This is a genomic window from Kitasatospora sp. NPDC059462 (assembly GCF_042749955.1).
Taxonomy (GTDB): Bacteria; Actinomycetota; Actinomycetes; order Streptomycetales; family Streptomycetaceae; genus Kitasatospora.
Genome location: NZ_JBHYUU010000019.1, coordinates 55,359 through 72,371, shown reverse-complemented (window position 1 = coordinate 72,371; position 17,013 = coordinate 55,359). Strand labels below are relative to the sequence as shown.

Here is a 17,013-nt window from a genome sequence, read left to right as displayed (position 1 = left end):
CCTACGGCATGACGGATGTCATGCCGAAGGCACGACGGCGGCCACTGCCGCCGCACCCCGGCCCGGCGGGACCCTGAGGGGGCAAGCACGGCACCAGCAGGGAGGACCGGGCCATGGGTGCGGGAGAAGTCGCCGCCTTCCGGGGCGTCAGCAAGAGTTACGGGCGGGTACGGGCCGTGGACGGCCTCGACCTCGTCCTGCGGCCGGGCGAGACGGTCGCCCTGCTCGGCCCGAACGGGGCCGGCAAGTCCAGCAGCCTCGACCTGCTGCTCGGCCTGCGCGAGCCCGACCGCGGCAGCGTCACGCTGTTCGGCGGCGCCCCGCGCGCCGCGATCACGGCCGGCCGGGTCGGCGCGATGCTGCTGAGCGGCGGCCTGATGACCGACGTCAAGGTCCGCGAACTGGTCCGGCTCGCCTGCGACGTGCACCCGCGCGGCCGGGCGGTCGCCGAGGTGCTCGCCGACGCGGGCATCACCGAACTCGCCGAGCGCCGGGTCGACCGGCTCTCCGGCGGCCAGGAGCAGCGGGTCCGCTTCGCGCTCGCCGTCGCGGGCGCCAACGACCTCATCGTCCTGGACGAACCCACCACCGGCATGGACGTCCCGGTCCGGCAGGCCTTCTGGGCGAGCATGCGGGCGCAGGCCGACGCCGGGCGCACCGTGCTGTTCGCCACCCACTACCTGGAGGAGGCGGACTCGATCGCCGACCGCGTCCTCGTCCTGCACCGCGGCCGGCTGATCGCCGACGGCAGCTCCGCGCAGATCAAGGCCCGGGCCGGTGCCCGCCGGGTCACCTTCGAGCTGCACGAGGCGGACGGCCCGTTCGACGAGGGCCCGCTGCGCCGGCTGCCCGGTGTCCAGGGGCTGGAGCTCACGGCCCGGGTGCCGGGCGTGCGGACGGTGCGGATCCGCACCGCCGACGCGGACGCCGCCGTCGCCGCCCTCTACCGGGCGGGCCTGTACCCGCGCGGTCTGGAGGTCACCGGCCTGGGCCTGGAGCAGGCCTTCCTGACCATCACCGGCGAGCAGGACGCCGCCGAGTCGGCCCGGTCCGCCGAGTCCGCCGAGTCCGCCGAGAACGCCGAATCCGCCCTGGAGCGTGCGCGATGACCACCCTGATCCGGCTGGAGATCCTGCGGACCTTCCGCAACCGCCGCTACCTGCTCTTCACCATCGCCTACCCGGCGCTGATGTACGTCTTCTTCATCCACGCCTACGGCGGCAGCGACCTCGCCGGAGGCCTGCCGGTGAAGACGTACTTCATGGTCTCGATGGCCACCTTCGGCGCGGTCGGCGCGGTGCTGACCGGCAGCGCGCAGCGGATCTCGCTGGAGCGCAGGAGCGGCTGGGTGCGCCAGCTGCGGCTGACCGCGCTGCCCGGCCGGGCGTACACCCTCGGAAAGATCGCGGCGAGCGCGGTGACCACGCTGCCCGCGATCCTGGTGGTCTTCGCGGTCGGCGCGAGCCAGGGCGTCTCGCTGGACGCCGGGCAGTGGGCCGGGCTGGCGGCCGCGCTCTGGCTCGGCAGTTTCGTCTTCGCCGCGCTCGGGGTGGCGCTCGGCTACGCGGCCGCGCCGGACTCGGTGCAGACCATCGTGATGATCACCTACATGGCGATGGCCCTGTTCGGCGGCACGTGGTTCCCGGTGAGCGGGTCGCTGGAACGGTTCGCCCGCTTCGACCCGGTCTACCTCTACAACCGGCTGGCCGCCTTCACCGAACCCGGGCACGCCCTGGACACCGCCGCCGTCGCCGGGCTGGCCGCCTTCCTCGCGGTGTTCGCCACCGCCGCGGCGGCCCTGTACCGCCGCGACACCCGGCAGGCATGATGACCGGTATGAGCGACCCGCGCCCGACCCGCCCCGCCGGCGAGCACCCGGAGGCGGGTGCGGCGCGGGCGTCGTTCATGAACGTCCCCGGGGCACCGGTGGAGACCGGGCGGCAGCTGCTGGTCAAGGTCTCCTGGATGCTGCTGTGGATGATCTACCTGGCGTACCCGGTGGGCAACCTGCTGGACGGCGGTCACGGCACCGCCGCCCGGGTGCTCGGCTGGACCTGTCTGGCGGCCTTCGTGGGCGGTTACGTCCTGCTGGTGGTCTTCCGTTCGCTGGCGGGCATGCGGCCGAGGGCCTGCCGGGTGATCGTCGCGACGATGGTGGCGCTGGCGGTCGCCTCCGCCTTCGTGCTCGGTGACGCCTTCCTGACCCTGTTCATCTACGCCTCGGTGTGCGTCGCGATCATCACGCCGGCGCGTTACGCCCTGCGCGCGCTCCTGGCCATGGCGGCGCTCACCGCCACCGTCGGGCTGCTGACCCACGCCGACGCCGACAACGTGTGGACCTTCACCCTCAGCGCCTTCCTCTCCGGCGCCGCGATGACCGGTCTGCAGCGCCTGGTCGCCACCATGCGGGAACTGCGCGAGGCCCGGGCCGCCGTCGCCCACCTGGCCGCCTCGGAGGAGCGGCTGCGGCTCGCCCGCGACCTGCACGACCTGCTGGGGCACTCGCTGTCGCTGATCACCCTGAAGAGCGAGCTGGCCGGGCGGTTCATGGACGCGGGCAAGGACGAGGCGGCGCGGGCGCAGGTCGCCGACATCGAGAACGTCGCCCGGCAGTCGCTGGTCGACGTCCGGGAGGCGGTCACCGGCTTCCGCCGGCCCACCCTGCCGGTCGAGCTCGCGACCGCCCGCACCGCGCTGGCGGCCGCCCGGATCGGCCTGGAGGCGGCGCCGGAACTGCTCGACGCCTGGCCGGGCCTGGCCCCGGAGGAGGCGGGCGCGCTGGCCTGGGCACTGCGCGAGGCGGTCACCAACGTCGTCCGGCACGGCGAGGGCGCCACCGTCTGCACCGTGCGGGCCGACGAGACCTGGGAGGGCAGCGGCGAGCGGTTCGCCGTCCTGGAGATCACCGACGACGGTCCCGGACCGGGCAAGTCCCACCCGGGCAACGGGCTGTCCGGGCTGGAGGAGCGGCTGGCGCTGGTCGGCGGGCGGCTGGAGACCGGGCCGGGGGAGCGGGGCCGGGGCTTCCGGCTGCGGGCCTCGGTGCCGCTGCGGACGGCGTCGGTGCCGACCCGGCCCTGACGGGCTGGTCCGGGCGGAGGAACTCGGCGCCCCGCACCCCCCGGCACGGCGCCGCCGATCCCGGGCGCGGGCAGCATGACGGGCATGCCGAAGCCTGTCGCGGTGGTGCTCGTCGTCCTGCTCCTCTCGCTGATCCCGTGCGCCGCCTTCACCGAGGCCCGCGCCGCCGGGGCGGGCCCGGCGGCTACGGACGTTCGAACCGCGCCCGCCGGGTGACGCGGGTGAACCCCAGCTCCCGGAACAGCGCCGCCGAGGCCGGGTTGTTCACGTTCACGTCCAGGAACACCTCCTGGTCCCCGGCCGCCCGCAGCCGCTCCAGCGCCGCCACGGCCAGCGCCCGCCCGAGCCCCTGCCGGCGCCGGCCGGGCACGGTCCCGACCTGCACCAGGAACCCCTCGGCACAGGCCACGAACCCGACCGGGGTGCCGTCGGCGTCCTGCGCGACCAGCGAGGCGGCGGGCCGGAAGTCGTCCTCGACCAGCCAGTCCGCCCACTGCTCCAGCGTCAGGCCGGGGAACCCCGGCCGGTCGGCGAAGGACGCGCAGTAGGCCTGGTAGAACGCCCCCCGGGTCTCCTCGCCCCACGGCGCCACCCGCACCCCGGCCGGCAGGGCGGCCCGCTCCAGCGGCGCTTCGGGCCCCAGCCGGAAGACGTCCTCCGCGAACACCTGCCGCAGCCCCCGGGAGCGGAACAGCTCCTCGGTGGCGGGCGTCAGCGCCTCCGTCTCCACCTGGACGACGGTCCCCGCCGCCGGCATCAGCCGGTCCAGCAGCTCCCCGCCGAGCCCCCGCCGCCGGGCGTCCGGGTCCACCGCGCCCACCAGCGCCCACCGGCCGGCGAGGGGCCGCGCCGCGCCGCAGGCCACCAGCCTCCCGTCCTCGTACGCCCCGATCCGGACCGTCCCCGGCCCGCCGTAGCGCCGGGCGACGAAGGAGGGCTCGCCGGTCACCGGCAGCCCGCCGTCCACCGCCAGGCACCGCCGCACCAGGCCCAGGACCGCCGCCGGATCGTCGTCCGGCAGTGCCTCGCGCCACTCCACGCCCATCCCCGCCCGCCTCCCGCTCGGCTGCTCCCCCGCATGCCACACCCGGGAGCCGGGCGGGCGCAACCGGGTTTCCGGGCCGCGGAGCAGGAAGTCGGCCGGTCCGACGTCCTACTCCAGCGAGGCCCGCAGGGCGGCGGTGAACCAGGCGGAGACCTCGCGCAGGCTCTCCGGGACCGGCCAGCCGTTGACGGTGGCCAGCAGGTGCCAGTAGCGCTCGGCGCGGGGGTCGTCGGCGGTCTCCACCCGGTCGAGGATCCAGGCCCGCAGGGCGGCGTCGTCGGGGCGGGCGAAGGTGGCGGCGTAGGCGGCGGTGAGGGAGGCGAGGACCGGGGCGGCGGCGGGGGATCCGGGGGCGATGCCCTCGGCGACGGCGGCGGTCACGGTGGTGCGGACCGTCTCGGAGAGGGCGGCGTGCAGGCCGGTGTCGTCGCCCGCCGCCCGCTCGGCCGCCTGGTGGACGGCCATCCGGCGGACCGCCGCGCGGAAGTCCTCGTCCTGCACGAGTTCGCCCAACTCCACCCAGGCGTCGATCTGTTCGGGGGTCGGGTCGTCCGGCAGCTCCGGCATGGCGGCGCGCATCATCGCGACGAACTCCGGATTGGCGTCCAGGTCGCCGAAGACGGCGTCGATGAAGTCGTGGACCAGGCGCCGGCGTTCGGCGTCGGACAGTTTCGCGAGTTGGTGCATGCGTCTCATCTCCTCGGTCGTGGAGCCGCGTTCGGCGATCGCCCGCAGCACCGTCCGGCGCAGCCGGAGCGTGCGGATCTGCACGTCCAGCGCGTCGGCGTGCGCGGCGGCCACCTCGCGCAGCGGGGCGGAACGGTCCAGCACCCGTCGGACCGTGGCCAGGTCGAGTCCCAGCTCCCGCAGGGTGCGGACCAGGTCGAGCCGGGCCAGGGCGTGCACGTCGAAGCGGCGGTAGCCGGCCGGCGTGCGGGTGGTGGGCGGGACGAGTCCGGCGTCGGCGTAGAACCGGACGGCCTTCACCGTCAGCCCGGTGCGCCGGGCCAGCTCGCCGATGGAATACAGGGTGGGGTGGAGCTCGTCGTCCCGCATGGCCCCCAGCCTGGCGTCTCCCCCCGGGGGAGACTCAAGGGGCCGCCGCCCGCCGGGACGCCGTAGGGTCGGGCGCCATGAGTGACATTCGGAACGACCGGCCCTCGGTGCGGGTGCTGCTGGCGGAGGACCAGGGGATGGTCCGGGAGGCGCTGGCCGCGCTGCTCGGGCTGGAGGGCGACATCGACGTCGTCGCCCAGGTCGGCCGCGGCGACGAGGTGGTGGACGCGGCGGTCGCGCACGACGTGCAGGTGGCGGTGCTGGACATCGAGATGCCGGGGATGACCGGCATCGAGGCGGCGGCACTGCTGCGCGAGCGGCGGCCGCAGACCAAGGTGGTGATCGCGACGACCTTCGGCCGCCCCGGCTACCTGCGCCGGGCGATGGAGTCGGGCGCGGACGCCTTCCTGGTGAAGGACGCGCCGGCCGCCGAACTGGCCGAGGCGATCCGCCGGGTGCTGCGCGGCGAGCGGGTGATCGACCCGGCGCTGGCCGCGGCCGCGCTGGCCGAGGGGGCGAACCCGCTGACGGCCCGCGAGCGGGACGTGCTGGCGGCCGCGGCGGACGGCGCGGTGAACGCGGACATCGCCGGGCGGCTGCACCTGTCCGAGGGGACGGTGCGCAACTACCTCTCGATGGCGATCCAGAAGACCGGTGCCCGCAACCGCACCGAAGCGGTCCGGATCGCCCGCGAGAAGGGCTGGCTGTAGCCGGCCGGGCCGTTCAGTTCAGCCGGTGCCGGGCGGCCCTGGCCTCCTGGCGGACCTTGGCGGCGGCGTCCGGGTCGAAGGCGTCCAGGATCCCGGCGTACTCGTCCATCTCCTCCGCCCCGCCCAGGAAGTCGCCGGTGCGCACCAGCAGCTCGGCGCGTTCGAGGCGCAGCTGGGCGGGGTGGCGGGGGAGCAGCAGGGCGAGTTCGGTGGCCCACAGCTGGGTGCGGGCGTGCTCGGGGCGGTCGGCGGCCCAGGTCCGGATGTTGCCGAGCACCCGCAGCACGATGTCCAGCGGCTGCGCGGGCGTGAGCAGCTCGGGCGTGAACTCGTGTCCGGCGGCGTGCACCAGCCGGGCCACGTCGTCGAGGTCGAGCAGCCGGCCGCCGTGGAACGGGTCGGCCAGGACGTAGTCGTCGCCGCCGGCGGGCCCGCCGACCGCGACGACGAAGTGGCCGGGCAGGGCGATGCCGTGCGCGGTGAGCCCGGCCCGCCGGGCGACGGCGCACCAGACCAGCGCGAGCATGATCGGCAGCCCGCGCCGGCGCCGCAGCACGTCGGGCAGCAGCGAGGACTCCAGCCGCCGGTAGTCGGACTTCCGCCCGTGGAAGCGCTCGCGCCCGCCGAGGACGGCGGCCAGCAGGGCCGCGGTCTCCTCCGGCCCGGCGGGCGCCCGCTCGGCCACGGCGAGCCGGACGGCGGCCGCGTGCCGCTCCAGGGCCGCCGAGCAGGCGGCGAGCAGGGCGTCGACCGAGGGCGGCCCCTGGAGGTCGTCCGGATCGGGGGCGTGGGTGTGCTCGGCGGCCGCGAGCAGGCAGAGCAGCACCGGATCGGGGTGCTCGGCCCGGGCCTCGGTCCGGAAGCGTGCTCTGCTCTGCTCGGTCACGGCGGTGGCGGCGGCTTTCGTAGGACGGGCGGACAGTCAGGCGGTTCCTGGACGGTCGGGCGGTTCCTGGGCGGTCGGGCGGTTCCTGGGCGGTCGGGCGGGTGCGGGGCGCCCTACCCCTGCGGCAGGAGCGCGTAGTGGTAAGTGTGACTGGTCGTGAAGCCCAATCCGTCATAGAGCGCGATCGCCCCGTCGTTGTCCGCCTCCACCTGAAGGTAGGCGCCGCTCGCGCCCTCCTCGGCGGCCCGGGCGGCGAGCACCGCCATCACCGCGGTGGCCAGGCCGCGGCGGCGGGCCCGGGGCGCCACCTCGACGGCGCCGAAGCCGGCCCACGGCCCGTCGACGACGCAGCGCCCGATGGCCAGGACGGGCGGGGCGGCGTCGCCCCCGGCCGAGCGGTCGGGGGTGTCGTGGACGGTCGCGAACCAGACCGAGGGGCCGCCGTGGAGCACCGCGCGGGCGGCCTCCTCCGCCGCCGGGTCGCCGGTCACCCGCCGGTACAGCGACATCCAGCCGGGGGAGGCGGTCCGGGACAGGCGCACCCGCTCCAGGCCGGTCCGGTCCCCGGGCCTGCTCAGCGGTGCCAGCGCGGCGACCCGGACCAGGGTCGGCGCGTACCGCGCGCCCAGCGCGTCCAGCTCGGCGCGCAGCGCCTCCGGCGAGCCGGGGGCGGTGACCTCCACCCAGGCCGGCAGCCCGCGTGCCGCGTACCACCCGCGCACGGTGGTGAGCGCCTCGTCGAGGGGCACACCGGGGTCGCCGAGCGCCTGCACGGAGTTGGCGCGCCGGGTGAAGCCGGCCGAGGCGCGCAGCGTCCACCCGCCCAGCGGCTCCTGCTCGACGGCGGGCCAGCCGCGGGCGGCGGTCCGCTGGAGCGCGTCCGGAGCGGCCTGCGGCAGCGGCGCCCGCCGGGCCGGGAAGGGCGGCACGGCCTTGCCCGCGACCAGCAGCTTCTCCTCGAAGGAGACCGGACCGCCGCTGCGGGGCACCACCGTGAGCCCGGCGTCGTCCCAGGATGCGAGCACGCCGATCACATCGCGGAACACTGGCCGGTTGTCGCCGGTGAACCCGGAGAGCCGCCGGACACTGACCCTGCGGCCCACGTCAGAGCGATCTATCCGGACCTCCGGACGGTCGTGAACCGGCCCTTCGGCGGCCATCTGGGCACCTCCTGTGCATTTGCGGTCTCCGACCCGCGATACTAGGGGCGGGCATCGACGACGCCGCGCTCACCCGCGCACGCGAGAAAACAGAATGGGCCGCCGAGCCCTTCCGAGGAGGAACGACAGCGTGACCTACGTCATCGCGCAGCCTTGTGTCGACGTCAAGGACAAGGCGTGCATCGAAGAGTGCCCGGTTGACTGCATCTACGAGGGCGAGCGATCGCTCTACATCCACCCGGATGAGTGTGTCGACTGTGGCGCTTGTGAGCCGGTCTGCCCGGTCGAGGCGATCTTCTACGAGGACGACACGCCGGAGGAGTGGAAGGACTACTACAAGGCGAACGTCGAGTTCTTCGACGACCTCGGCTCGCCCGGCGGTGCCTCGAAGCTCGGCCTGATCGAGCGCGACCACCCGTTCATCGCCGCTCTGCCGCCGCAGAACGCCGACCACTGACGACTGGTGGCAACTGAGCTGTGAGTACCAAGAACAGCACGCACGCGCCGTTCCCGGGCCACCCGGGGGCGGCGCGCCGCGTTTCCGACCTGCTGCCGGTGTTCCCCTGGGACAAGCTGGAGCCGTACAAGGCGACCGCGCTGGCCCACCCCGGCGGGCTCTGCGACTTCTCCGTCGGCACCCCGGTCGACCCGGTGCCCGAGGTGATCCAGAAGGCGCTCGCCGCGGCCACCGACACCCCGGGCTACCCGACCGTCTGGGGGCCGCTGGAGCTGCGCGAGGCGATCGCCGGCTGGCTGCGCCGCCGGCTCGGCGCCCGGATCGGCCCGCAGGCGGTCCTGCCGACCGTCGGCTCCAAGGAGCTGGTGGCCTGGCTGCCGACGCAGCTCGGCCTCGGCCCCGGCGACCAGGTCGCCTACCCGCGCCTGGCCTACCCGACCTACGAGGTGGGCGCGCGGCTGTGCGGCGCCGAGCCGGTCGAGTACGACTCGGTGGACGAGCTGGACGGCTCCCGGGTGCGCCTGCTGTGGGTCAACTCGCCGTCCAACCCGACCGGGCGGGTGCTCGGCGCGCGGGAGCTGCGCCGCGCGGTGGAGTGGGCGCGCGAGCACCGGGCGCTGCTGGTCAGCGACGAGTGCTACCTGGAGCTCGGCTGGGAGGCCGAGCCGGTCTCCGTGCTGCACCCCGAGGTGTGCGGCGAGGGCGGCCACGAGGGCCTGCTCGCGGTGCACTCGCTGTCCAAGCGCTCCAACCTGGCCGGCTACCGCGCCTCCTTCGTGGCGGGCGACCCGGTGGTGGTCGGGGAGCTGCTGGAGGTGCGCAAGCACGGCGGCATGATCGTGCCGGCCCCGGTGCAGGCGGCGACCGCCGCCGCGCTCGGGGACGACGCGCACGTGGCCGAGCAGCGGGAGCGCTACGCGGCCCGGCGGGCGGCGCTGCGGGGGGCCCTGGAGGCCTACGGCTTCCGGATCGAGCACTCCGAGGCCAGCCTCTACCTGTGGGCGACCCAGGACCGGCCGTGCTGGGAGACGGTGGCCGAGCTGGCCGGGCTGGGCATCCTGGTGGCGCCCGGCGACTTCTACGGTCCGGCGGGCGGGCGGTTCGTGCGGGTCGCGTTCACCGCGACCGACGAGCGGGTCGCCGCGGCCGTGGAGCGGCTGCGGGCGGCGGCCGCCGCCCGCTAGGGGTGCGCCGGCCCGCGCGGCCCGCGCGGCCGGCGCGGGAACGCATGAGGGGCCGGCGTCCGGGTTTCCGGACGCCGGCCCCTCGCCGTCGTGCGGGCGGCGGGCCCGGCCGACGCGGGCTCAGCCGATCGGCAGGCCGTTGAGGGAACCGCCGTTGAGGCCGCCCAGCAGACCGCTGATCGGGCCGAGCGCGCCGGTCAGGCCGGACAGGCCGCTCAGCGGGCTGTTCGGGCCGAGGTCGGCGCCGCCGAGGCGGTTGGCCGAGCCGTGCTCGGCGAGGCCGAGCAGGTCGGCGGCGGGCAGGCCGGAGGGCAGCGCCCGGGTGACGGTGCCGATCGGCAGCGCGTCGGTGACGGCGGTGGTGCTGGGGACGGCCTGGGCGACCCCGTTGCCGCCCGGGACCGCGCCGGTCAGCGTGCTCCCGGTCTCGGCGAGGCCGCCGACCGGGCTGAGGCCGGCCTGGGCGCTGCGCTGCGGGGCGGCGCTCTTGCCGGTGACGGCCTCGCCGAGCTTGCCGGCCAGCGCCCGGGCGACCTTCGGGGTGATGGTGGAGAGCTCGCCGGTGGTGGCGGCGGTCTGGTCGATCGGGGCGGTCAGCGAGCCGGCCTTCTCGTTCGCCTCGGGGAGCTGCTGGGCGATGATGCTGCCGGTCGCGTCGGTGGTGGCGGGCACGCCCGCGGCGACGGTGGCGGCGCCGGTGGTGCCGGCGGCCTGGCCCAGCTGGTGGGTGGTGTGCTGCAGGGTGGACCCCGCATCGGTGTTGGTGAGCTGGCCCAGCGGGGCGGCCAGGTCGCCCTTCGGCAGCAGGGCGTCGGCGGCGGACGCGGAGCCGGCCGCGACCAGCGGGGTCGCGCCGGCCGCCACGAGCAGTGCGGCCTGGGCGATCCGGCGCGTGAGGGGGTGAGACATGGGGCTCCTCGGAGGGTCTGGGTCCGTTCCGTCCGCCGGGCGGACGGGATTGTTACCGCTTGAGAAGCCAGAAGGTTTCGGGCCGTGCAAGGAAAACGCCGGTCCGACGATCGGACGGTCGGACCGCGCGGGGAGCCGGTGCGGGCCCCGGGCCGGGGGCGCGGGTCCAGGACGGCCCAAGGGGAGTGACGGTTCTGCGCCCCGCCGGTCCCGGCGGGTGGGCCGTCCACCCGGATTGACGCGAATCACCCGGGCGGCGGCAACCCGGACACCAGTGCGTCAACCGCCCGGGAGCGGCGCCCTCAGCCCTTCGCGGGGGCGGCCAGCGAGACCAGCACCAGCGTGGTCGAGGTCCCGGTCGGCTGCGGCTTCCAGCCGTCCTCGGACTTCGCCTGCCGCCAGATCTTCCCGTCGTACGCGACCGTCTCGATGCCCAGCTTCTGGGCCTGCGTCACCGCCCAGTGCGCCACCGCCCAGCCGCTCTGCCGCTCGGCGTCCGGGCCGGAGTCGGTGGAGGCGGTCGGGTCCGGGGTCAGCGAGACGGCGTTCTCCGCGCCCTTGATCGTGGACGCGTAGCCGGTGGCCGGGGTCACCGTCCGGCCGAACTCCCGGCGCACCCGGTCGCTCAGCACCTGGGCCCGGTCCGGGCGGGCCGGTGCGGCGGCGCCCGCGGTGGCCCCGGCCTGGGCGGCCGGCGCGGCGCTCTCCCCGTCGGTGTCCGGCTCGGCGAAGTCGTGCACCACGCAGTTCAGCGAGGCCGCCTCGCGGCCGGTCAGCGCGGAGGCCAGCAGGGTGGCCTTGGTCTCGTGCTTGGCGTAGGCCTGCGGGTAGCCGCTCTTCTGCACCTGCTGGGCCGCGTCGGTCAGCGGCAGCCGGGTGTAGCCGGGCACCTTGACCAGGCCGTCCAGGAACTTGTTGGTCGCGTAGACCGGGTCCATGATCTGCTGCACGGTGCCCCAGCCCTGCGAGGGCCGCTGCTGGAACAGGCCCACCGAGTCGCGGTCGCCGCCGGACAGGTTGCGGATCTTGGACTCCTGCATCGCGGTGGCCAGCGAGATGGTCACCGCCCGGTCCGGCAGGCCGCGGGCGTGCGCGACGGCGGCGATGGTCGCCGCGTTGGCCGCCTGCGGGACCTCCAGCGTGCCCTCGCCGGCCGGCGTCTTCACCGAGCAGCCCTCGGGCGTCAGCAGCTTGTTGTCGCGCAGCCAGAACAGCGCCACCGCGACCACGGCCAGCACCAGCAGCCCGACCAGCACCACCCGCAGCGGCCGCCGGCGCCGCCGCGGCGCCGCACCCTCGCCACCGCCGCCGCCCTCTCGCGTCGCCACCGCCGCCCCTCTCGCCGAGCACATCCGAACCGACACCGTACCCACTCGGACGGATGTGCGGTGACGGGCGGTTGCCGTCGCCGTGTCACGGAATGGCTCCGGGGGCCGCCGCCCGGCGGACTAGGCTGGGCAACCATGAGCAGCCCGAAGACGCCCCTGGACCTCACCCTCGACGGCGGCGCGCTGACCGCCCAGCTGGTCGACTTCCCCTCCGTCAGCGGCGACGAGCAGGCACTCGCCGACGCGATCGAGGCGGCCCTGCGGGCCCACCCGCACCTGACGGTCGACCGCTACGGCAACAACGTGGTCGCCCGGACGAACCTGGGCCGCGCCGAGCGCGTCGTACTCGCCGGCCACATCGACACCGTGCCGATCGCCGACAACGTGCCCTCCCGGGTCGAGGGCGACCTGCTCCACGGCTGCGGCACCTCGGACATGAAGTCCGGCGTCGCCGTGCAGCTCCGGCTCGCCGCCACCCTGCCCGAGCCCAACCGGGACCTCACCTTCGTCTTCTACGACTGCGAGGAGGTGGAGGCCAGCCGCAACGGCCTCGGCCACCTCGCCGAGGCCCACCCCGACTGGCTGGCCGCGGACTTCGCGGTGCTCATGGAGCCCAGCGGCGCGGTCGTCGAGGGCGGCTGCCAGGGCACCCTGCGCGCGCAGGTCCGGCTCGGCGGCGTCCGCGCCCACTCGGCGCGCAGCTGGCTCGGCGACAACGCCATCCACAAGGCCGGCGAGGTGCTGCGCCGGCTCTCCGGGTACCGGGCGCGGCTGGTGGAGATCGACGGGCTGGAGTACCACGAGGGCCTCAACGCGGTGCGCATCGACGGCGGCGTGGCCGGCAACGTCATCCCCGACGAGTGCGTGGTGACGGTCAACTTCCGCTTCGCCCCCGACCGCGACGAGGCGGACGCCGAGAAGCACGTGCGCGAGGTCTTCGACGGCTTCGAGGTCACCGTCACCGACTTCGCCCCGGGGGCGCTGCCCGGCCTGAACCAGCCCGCCGCCCGCGCGTTCCTCGAAGCGACCGGCGGCACCGCCCGCGCCAAGTTCGGCTGGACGGACGTGGCCCGGTTCAGCGCGCTCGGCGTCCCGGCGGTCAACTACGGCCCCGGCGACCCGAACATGGCGCACAAGCGGGACGAGTACTGCTCGCTGAGCGCGATCGCCGCGACCGAGGAGCGGCTGCGCGCCTGGCTGACCGCCTGAGGCGGCCCGGCCGGCCGGCGGCCGAAGGCCATCTTCCGGTTGCCCAACCGACCTTCCACCGTTGCCTGAAAATGGGGAGGGGCGGGCGTAGGGTTTCGTCATGACAGGCACTGGAGACGAAAAGCACTACGGTCACGGCCCCGAGCAGGTGGGCGAGCCGCGCCCGAAGAAGGCGTGGCCCGAGAAGCAGAAGGGCCCGGTGCTGGTGCGCCGGGACCAGGTCGGCGAGAGCACCACGGACCAGCGCCTGCTGGACACCACCGGTCCCACCGACTGGCTGCACACCGACCCCTGGCGGGTGCTGCGGATCACCTCCGAGTTCGTCGAGGGCTTCGGCGCGCTGGCCGAACTCCCGCCCGCGGTCAGCGTCTTCGGCTCCGCCCGGACCCCGGTCGACTCGCCCGAGTACGCGGCGGGCGTGGCGATCGGCCGGGCGCTGGCCGAGGCCGGCTACGCGGTGATCACCGGGGGCGGTCCGGGCGCGATGGAGGCCGCCAACCGCGGCGCCTCGGACGCCGGCGGGCTCAGCGTCGGGCTCGGCATCGAGCTGCCCTTCGAGCAGGGGCTCAACGAGTTCGTCGACCTCGGCCTGAACTTCCGCTACTTCTTCGTCCGCAAGACGATGTTCGTGAAGTACGCGCAGGGCTTCGTCGTGCTGCCCGGCGGGCTGGGCACGCTGGACGAGCTGTTCGAGGCGCTCACCCTGGTGCAGACGAAGAAGGTCACCCGCTTCCCGGTGATCCTCTTCGGCAGCGCCTACTGGGGCGGGCTGGTCGACTGGCTGCGCAACACCCTGGTCGCGCAGGGCAAGGCGGCCCCGCACGACCTGGAGCTGTTCCACGTGACCGACGAGATCGACGAGGTCATGAAGATCCTCGCCGAGGCCCGCCGCCCGGCGACCGAGATCTGAGCCCTCGCCGTCCGGATCACGCCAGGCCCCGGCGGGCGACCGCCGGGGGGCGGGTGCCGCGGATCGAGGCGACCATGTCCAGCACCTGCCGGGTCTCCGCCACCTGGTGCGCCCGGTACACCCGGGCGCCCAGCCAGGCGGAGACCGCCGTGGTCGCCAGGGTGCCGAGCAGCCGCTCGTCCACCGGCCGGTCGAGCGTCTCGCCGACGAAGTCCTTGTTGGACAGCGACACCAGCACCGGGAACCCGGTCGCGGTCATCTCCGGCAGCCGCCGGGTCGCCTCCAGCGAGTGCCGGGTGTTCTTCCCGAAGTCGTGCCCCGGGTCGATGATCACCGCGTCCCGCCGCACGCCCAGCTCCACCGCGCGCTCGGCCAGCCCGACGGTCACCCGCAGGATGTCCGCCATCACGTCCTCGTAGCCGACCCGGTGCGGCCGGGTGCGCGGCTCGGCGCCGCCCGCGTGGGTGCAGACCAGCCCGGCGTCGTACCGGGCGGCGACCTCGGCCAGCCGCGGGTCCACCCCGCCCCAGGCGTCGTTCAGCAGGTCCGCGCCCACCTCGCAGACCGCCTCGCCGACCTCGTGCCGCCAGGTGTCGACGCTGATCACGGCCTCCGGGTGGCGCTTGCGCAGCTCCGCCACGAACGGCACGGTGCGCCGCAGCTCCTCCTCGACGGTCACCTCGTCGCCCGGGCCGGCCTTCACCCCGCCGATGTCCAGGATCGCGGCGCCCTCGGCCATCGCGCGGTCGGCCGCGGCGAACGCGGCCTCGTCCGCGAAGGTCGCGCCCCTGTCGAAGAAGGAGTCCGGTGTGCGATTGACGATCGCCATGATCACCAGCTCGTCGTCGCCGAATTCCCGTGGTCCCAGGCGCAGTGCCACCGATGTCTCCTCCACAGCTGCTGCGGGTGCGATGATGGCCCCCGGCCCATCGGGACCATGATCCCACTCCAGTCGGGGCCGGCCGGAAAATCGGGAGGACCGCTCGTGTTCTGGGTGATCGTGGTGGCGATGGCCGTGGTGGTCGGCGGCGCCGCCCTCGTGGCACTGGGCGGCGGGGGTTCGCTGCCGGAGGCCGTGCAGGACCGTATCTCCGCCCGGTTGCCGCAGGACCGTCCGCTGGGCCAGGGCGACGTCGAGGCACTGCGGCTGCCGATGGCCGTGCGCGGCTACCGGATGGACGAGGTGGACGACGTCCTCGACCGGCTGGGCGCCGAACTCGCCCACCGGGACGCCCGGATCGCCGAGCTGGAGGCGCTGGCCGCGGTGCGCGGCGCCGTCGAGGCCGGCGACGGCCCGGAGCCCGGCGCCGAACCGCTGCCCGGCCTGGAGGACTTCGCCCGGGTCGTCGAGCCCGCCGGCGCCCTCGCCAAGGCCCCCGCGGCGCACTCCTCGCCGGAGCAGGGCCCCGAGGACGCGAAGCCCGAGGGGGCGCGGTGAGCGCCGAACCCGGTGGCGCCGTCCTCGGCGCGGACGGGCTGCGCCGCTGCGGCTGGGGCGACTCGGCGGACGACTACCGCGTCTACCACGACACCGAGTGGGGCCGCCCGGTGCGCGGTGACGACGCGCTGTTCGAGCGGGTCTGCCTGGAGGCCTTCCAGTCCGGCCTGTCCTGGATCACCATCCTGCGCCGCCGCGAGGGCTTCCGGGCGGGCTTCGCCGGCTTCGAGATCGCCGCGGTGGCCGAGTTCGGCGAGGCCGACGTCGAGCGGCTGCTCGCCGACACCGGCATCATCCGCAACCGGGCCAAGATCGAGGCGGCGATCGCCAACGCGAAGGTCGCCCGCGACCTCGACGGCGGACTGGACGCGCTGATCTGGCAGTTCGCCGGGGACCCGGATCGGCCGGCGCCCCGCACGCTCGGCGAGGTGCCGGCCGTCACGCCCGAGTCGACGGCGCTGGCCAGGACCCTGAAGAAGGCCGGCTTCCGGTTCGTCGGCCCCACCACCGCGTACGCGCTGATGCAGGCCTGCGGACTGGTCGACGACCACCTCGCCGACTGCCACGTCCGGGCCGCGCGCTGAGCCTGCGGCGGGTGCCGCGGCGGGTCCGGCGGGTCCGGTGAGCGCGGCGGGGGCCGGCGGGTCCGGGGGGCGGGTCCGGGGGTCCGGTCACCGGCCCAGGTACGCCGGCTTCTCCTTGGCGATGAAGGCGCGGACCGCGATCCGGTGGTCCTCGCTCTCGCCGGCCAGCGTCTGCAGCTCGTCCTCCTTGTCGAGCAGCTCGCTCAGCGAGTGCGAGGCGCCGTACGCCAGCGACTCCTTGATCGCGCCGTAGGCCACCGTCGGGCCCTCGGCCAGCTCCTTGGCGAACACCCGGGCGGTGGCGGCCAGTTCGGCGGCCGGCACGACCTTGGTGGCCAGCCCCAGCTCCATCGCCTCGGCCGCCTTCACGGTGCGCGGCAGCATCAGCAGCTCGGTCGCCCGGGCGTGCCCGACCAGCCGCGGCAGCGTCCAGGAGGCACCGGAGTCGGCGGTCAGCGCGATCCCGGCGAACGCCGTGTTGAAACCGGCGGTGTCCGAGAGGATCCGGAAGTCGCAGGCGAAGGCCAGCGAGGCGCCCGCACCGGCCGCCACCCCGCCGACCGCCGCCACCGTCGGCTTGCGCATCCCGGCCAGCGCCCGCAGCAGCGGGTTGTAGTGCTCGGCGACGGTCCTCAGCGCGCCCTCGCCGGTCTCCTCGGCCCGCTTCAGCAGGCCCAGGTGCTCCTTGAGGTCCTGGCCGACGCAGAACGCCCGGTCGCCCGCCCCGGTCAGCAGCACCGCCCGCACCGCAGGGTCCCCGGCGGCGGCGGTCACGGTGTCCCGCAGCGCCACCTTCGTCGCCACGTCCAGCGCGTTCATCGCCTCGGGGCGGTTGACGGTGATGACGGCCAGGCCGCCGTCCAGCTCGTACAGCACGGAATCGGACATGGGCGAGGGCTCCCTCGGTCGTGATCGGCTCTGATCGTCGCTGCCAGGATGCCGGAGCGCCCGGCCACCTGGGGAGTGTGAGGTATCGCACCTTTCCGCGGCGTACGGACCGCCGCCGCGCCGGGGCTTATGCCAGAAATTGACCGGGATTGCGGTGGTCCGGACGAG

General features: G+C 75.2%; 19 protein-coding genes. 11 read left to right on the top strand and 8 right to left on the bottom strand.

Features of this window, described 5'->3' with window-relative positions:
* Nucleotides 1–113: 113 nt before the first annotated feature.
* The 4 genes from ACFXAM_RS08365 (at nt 114) to ACFXAM_RS08350 (ending at nt 3,297) form a co-directional block, all read left to right on the top strand.
* Nucleotides 114–1,109: an ABC transporter ATP-binding protein gene (locus tag ACFXAM_RS08365; protein ID WP_380288709.1), complete on the top strand. Its 996-nt coding sequence runs from the start codon at nt 114–116 to the stop codon at nt 1,107–1,109.
* Complete coding sequence (locus ACFXAM_RS08360; RefSeq protein ID WP_380288707.1) at nt 1,106–1,828, top strand: ABC transporter permease; 723 nt, start codon at nt 1,106–1,108, stop codon at nt 1,826–1,828. Before ACFXAM_RS08365 ends, ACFXAM_RS08360 begins: the two co-directional genes overlap by 4 nt.
* Nucleotides 1,829–1,836: 8 nt before the next feature.
* Nucleotides 1,837–3,081 carry a sensor histidine kinase gene (locus ACFXAM_RS08355; protein ID WP_380288705.1) on the top strand — a complete coding sequence of 415 codons (1,245 nt, stop codon included), beginning with the start codon at nt 1,837–1,839 and terminating at the stop codon, nt 3,079–3,081.
* A gap of 84 nt (nt 3,082–3,165) precedes the next feature.
* Nucleotides 3,166–3,297: a hypothetical protein gene (locus ACFXAM_RS08350; protein WP_380288703.1), complete on the top strand. Its 132-nt coding sequence runs from the start codon at nt 3,166–3,168 to the stop codon at nt 3,295–3,297.
* On the opposite strand, the gene ACFXAM_RS08345 is transcribed toward ACFXAM_RS08350, so the two are convergent.
* Nucleotides 3,266–4,126, bottom strand: coding sequence for a GNAT family N-acetyltransferase (locus ACFXAM_RS08345; RefSeq protein WP_380288701.1), 861 nt, complete (start codon nt 4,124–4,126; stop codon nt 3,266–3,268). The genes ACFXAM_RS08350 and ACFXAM_RS08345 overlap by 32 nt on opposite strands.
* 108 nt (nt 4,127–4,234) lie before the next feature.
* Nucleotides 4,235–5,182, bottom strand: coding sequence for a MerR family transcriptional regulator (locus ACFXAM_RS08340; protein WP_380288699.1), 948 nt, complete (start codon nt 5,180–5,182; stop codon nt 4,235–4,237).
* Nucleotides 5,183–5,259: 77 nt separating this feature from the next.
* On the opposite strand from ACFXAM_RS08340, the gene ACFXAM_RS08335 reads away from it, so the two are divergent.
* A complete protein-coding gene (locus tag ACFXAM_RS08335; RefSeq protein ID WP_380288697.1) occupies nt 5,260–5,892 on the top strand; it encodes a response regulator in 633 nt (210 codons plus the stop codon).
* Nucleotides 5,893–5,905: 13 nt separating this feature from the next.
* Here ACFXAM_RS08335 and ACFXAM_RS08330 read toward each other — a convergent pair whose 3' ends face one another.
* Together ACFXAM_RS08330 and ACFXAM_RS08325 are read right to left on the bottom strand one after the other, a co-directional pair.
* Nucleotides 5,906–6,778 carry a transglutaminase family protein gene (locus ACFXAM_RS08330; RefSeq protein ID WP_380288695.1) on the bottom strand — a complete coding sequence of 291 codons (873 nt, stop codon included), beginning with the start codon at nt 6,776–6,778 and terminating at the stop codon, nt 5,906–5,908.
* Between the two features lie 113 nt (nt 6,779–6,891).
* On the bottom strand, nt 6,892–7,938 hold the full coding sequence (locus tag ACFXAM_RS08325; RefSeq protein WP_380288693.1) for a GNAT family N-acetyltransferase: 1,047 nt from the start codon (nt 7,936–7,938) through the stop codon (nt 6,892–6,894).
* A 130-nt stretch (nt 7,939–8,068) separates the two neighbouring features.
* On the opposite strand from ACFXAM_RS08325, the gene fdxA reads away from it, so the two are divergent.
* Both fdxA and dapC read left to right on the top strand, forming a co-directional pair.
* A complete protein-coding gene (fdxA, locus tag ACFXAM_RS08320; RefSeq protein ID WP_030061559.1) occupies nt 8,069–8,395 on the top strand; it encodes a ferredoxin in 327 nt (108 codons plus the stop codon).
* 20 nt (nt 8,396–8,415) lie between these two features.
* On the top strand, nt 8,416–9,579 hold the full coding sequence (dapC, locus tag ACFXAM_RS08315; protein ID WP_380288691.1) for a succinyldiaminopimelate transaminase: 1,164 nt from the start codon (nt 8,416–8,418) through the stop codon (nt 9,577–9,579).
* 120 nt (nt 9,580–9,699) lie between these two features.
* Here dapC and ACFXAM_RS08310 read toward each other — a convergent pair whose 3' ends face one another.
* Together ACFXAM_RS08310 and ACFXAM_RS08305 are read right to left on the bottom strand one after the other, a co-directional pair.
* Entirely contained in the window at nt 9,700–10,488 is a 789-nt protein-coding gene (locus ACFXAM_RS08310; protein WP_380288689.1) for a hypothetical protein, read from the bottom strand.
* A 302-nt stretch (nt 10,489–10,790) separates the two neighbouring features.
* A complete protein-coding gene (locus tag ACFXAM_RS08305) occupies nt 10,791–11,816 on the bottom strand; it encodes a hypothetical protein (protein WP_380288687.1) in 1,026 nt (341 codons plus the stop codon).
* Nucleotides 11,817–11,951: 135 nt separating this feature from the next.
* On the opposite strand from ACFXAM_RS08305, the gene dapE reads away from it, so the two are divergent.
* Together dapE and ACFXAM_RS08295 are read left to right on the top strand one after the other, a co-directional pair.
* Complete coding sequence (dapE, locus tag ACFXAM_RS08300; RefSeq protein ID WP_380288685.1) at nt 11,952–13,025, top strand: succinyl-diaminopimelate desuccinylase; 1,074 nt, start codon at nt 11,952–11,954, stop codon at nt 13,023–13,025.
* 100 nt (nt 13,026–13,125) lie between these two features.
* Entirely contained in the window at nt 13,126–13,935 is an 810-nt protein-coding gene (locus ACFXAM_RS08295; protein WP_380285558.1) for a TIGR00730 family Rossman fold protein, read from the top strand.
* Between the two features lie 16 nt (nt 13,936–13,951).
* Here ACFXAM_RS08295 and folP read toward each other — a convergent pair whose 3' ends face one another.
* Nucleotides 13,952–14,764: a dihydropteroate synthase gene (gene folP, locus ACFXAM_RS08290; protein WP_380288719.1), complete on the bottom strand. Its 813-nt coding sequence runs from the start codon at nt 14,762–14,764 to the stop codon at nt 13,952–13,954.
* Nucleotides 14,765–14,920: 156 nt separating this feature from the next.
* On the opposite strand from folP, the gene ACFXAM_RS08285 reads away from it, so the two are divergent.
* Together ACFXAM_RS08285 and ACFXAM_RS08280 are read left to right on the top strand one after the other, a co-directional pair.
* The gene (locus ACFXAM_RS08285) at nt 14,921–15,373 is read left to right on the top strand and encodes a DivIVA domain-containing protein (RefSeq protein WP_380288683.1); all 453 of its coding nucleotides are present in this window, start codon (nt 14,921–14,923) and stop codon (nt 15,371–15,373) included.
* Nucleotides 15,370–15,957: a DNA-3-methyladenine glycosylase I gene (locus ACFXAM_RS08280; protein WP_380288681.1), complete on the top strand. Its 588-nt coding sequence runs from the start codon at nt 15,370–15,372 to the stop codon at nt 15,955–15,957. Before ACFXAM_RS08285 ends, ACFXAM_RS08280 begins: the two co-directional genes overlap by 4 nt.
* A gap of 87 nt (nt 15,958–16,044) precedes the next feature.
* Here the strand turns inward: ACFXAM_RS08280 and ACFXAM_RS08275 are convergent, their stop codons facing one another.
* Nucleotides 16,045–16,845, bottom strand: a complete 801-nt coding sequence (locus tag ACFXAM_RS08275; protein ID WP_380288679.1) for an enoyl-CoA hydratase-related protein — start codon at nt 16,843–16,845, stop codon at nt 16,045–16,047.
* Nucleotides 16,846–17,013 lie beyond the last annotated feature (168 nt).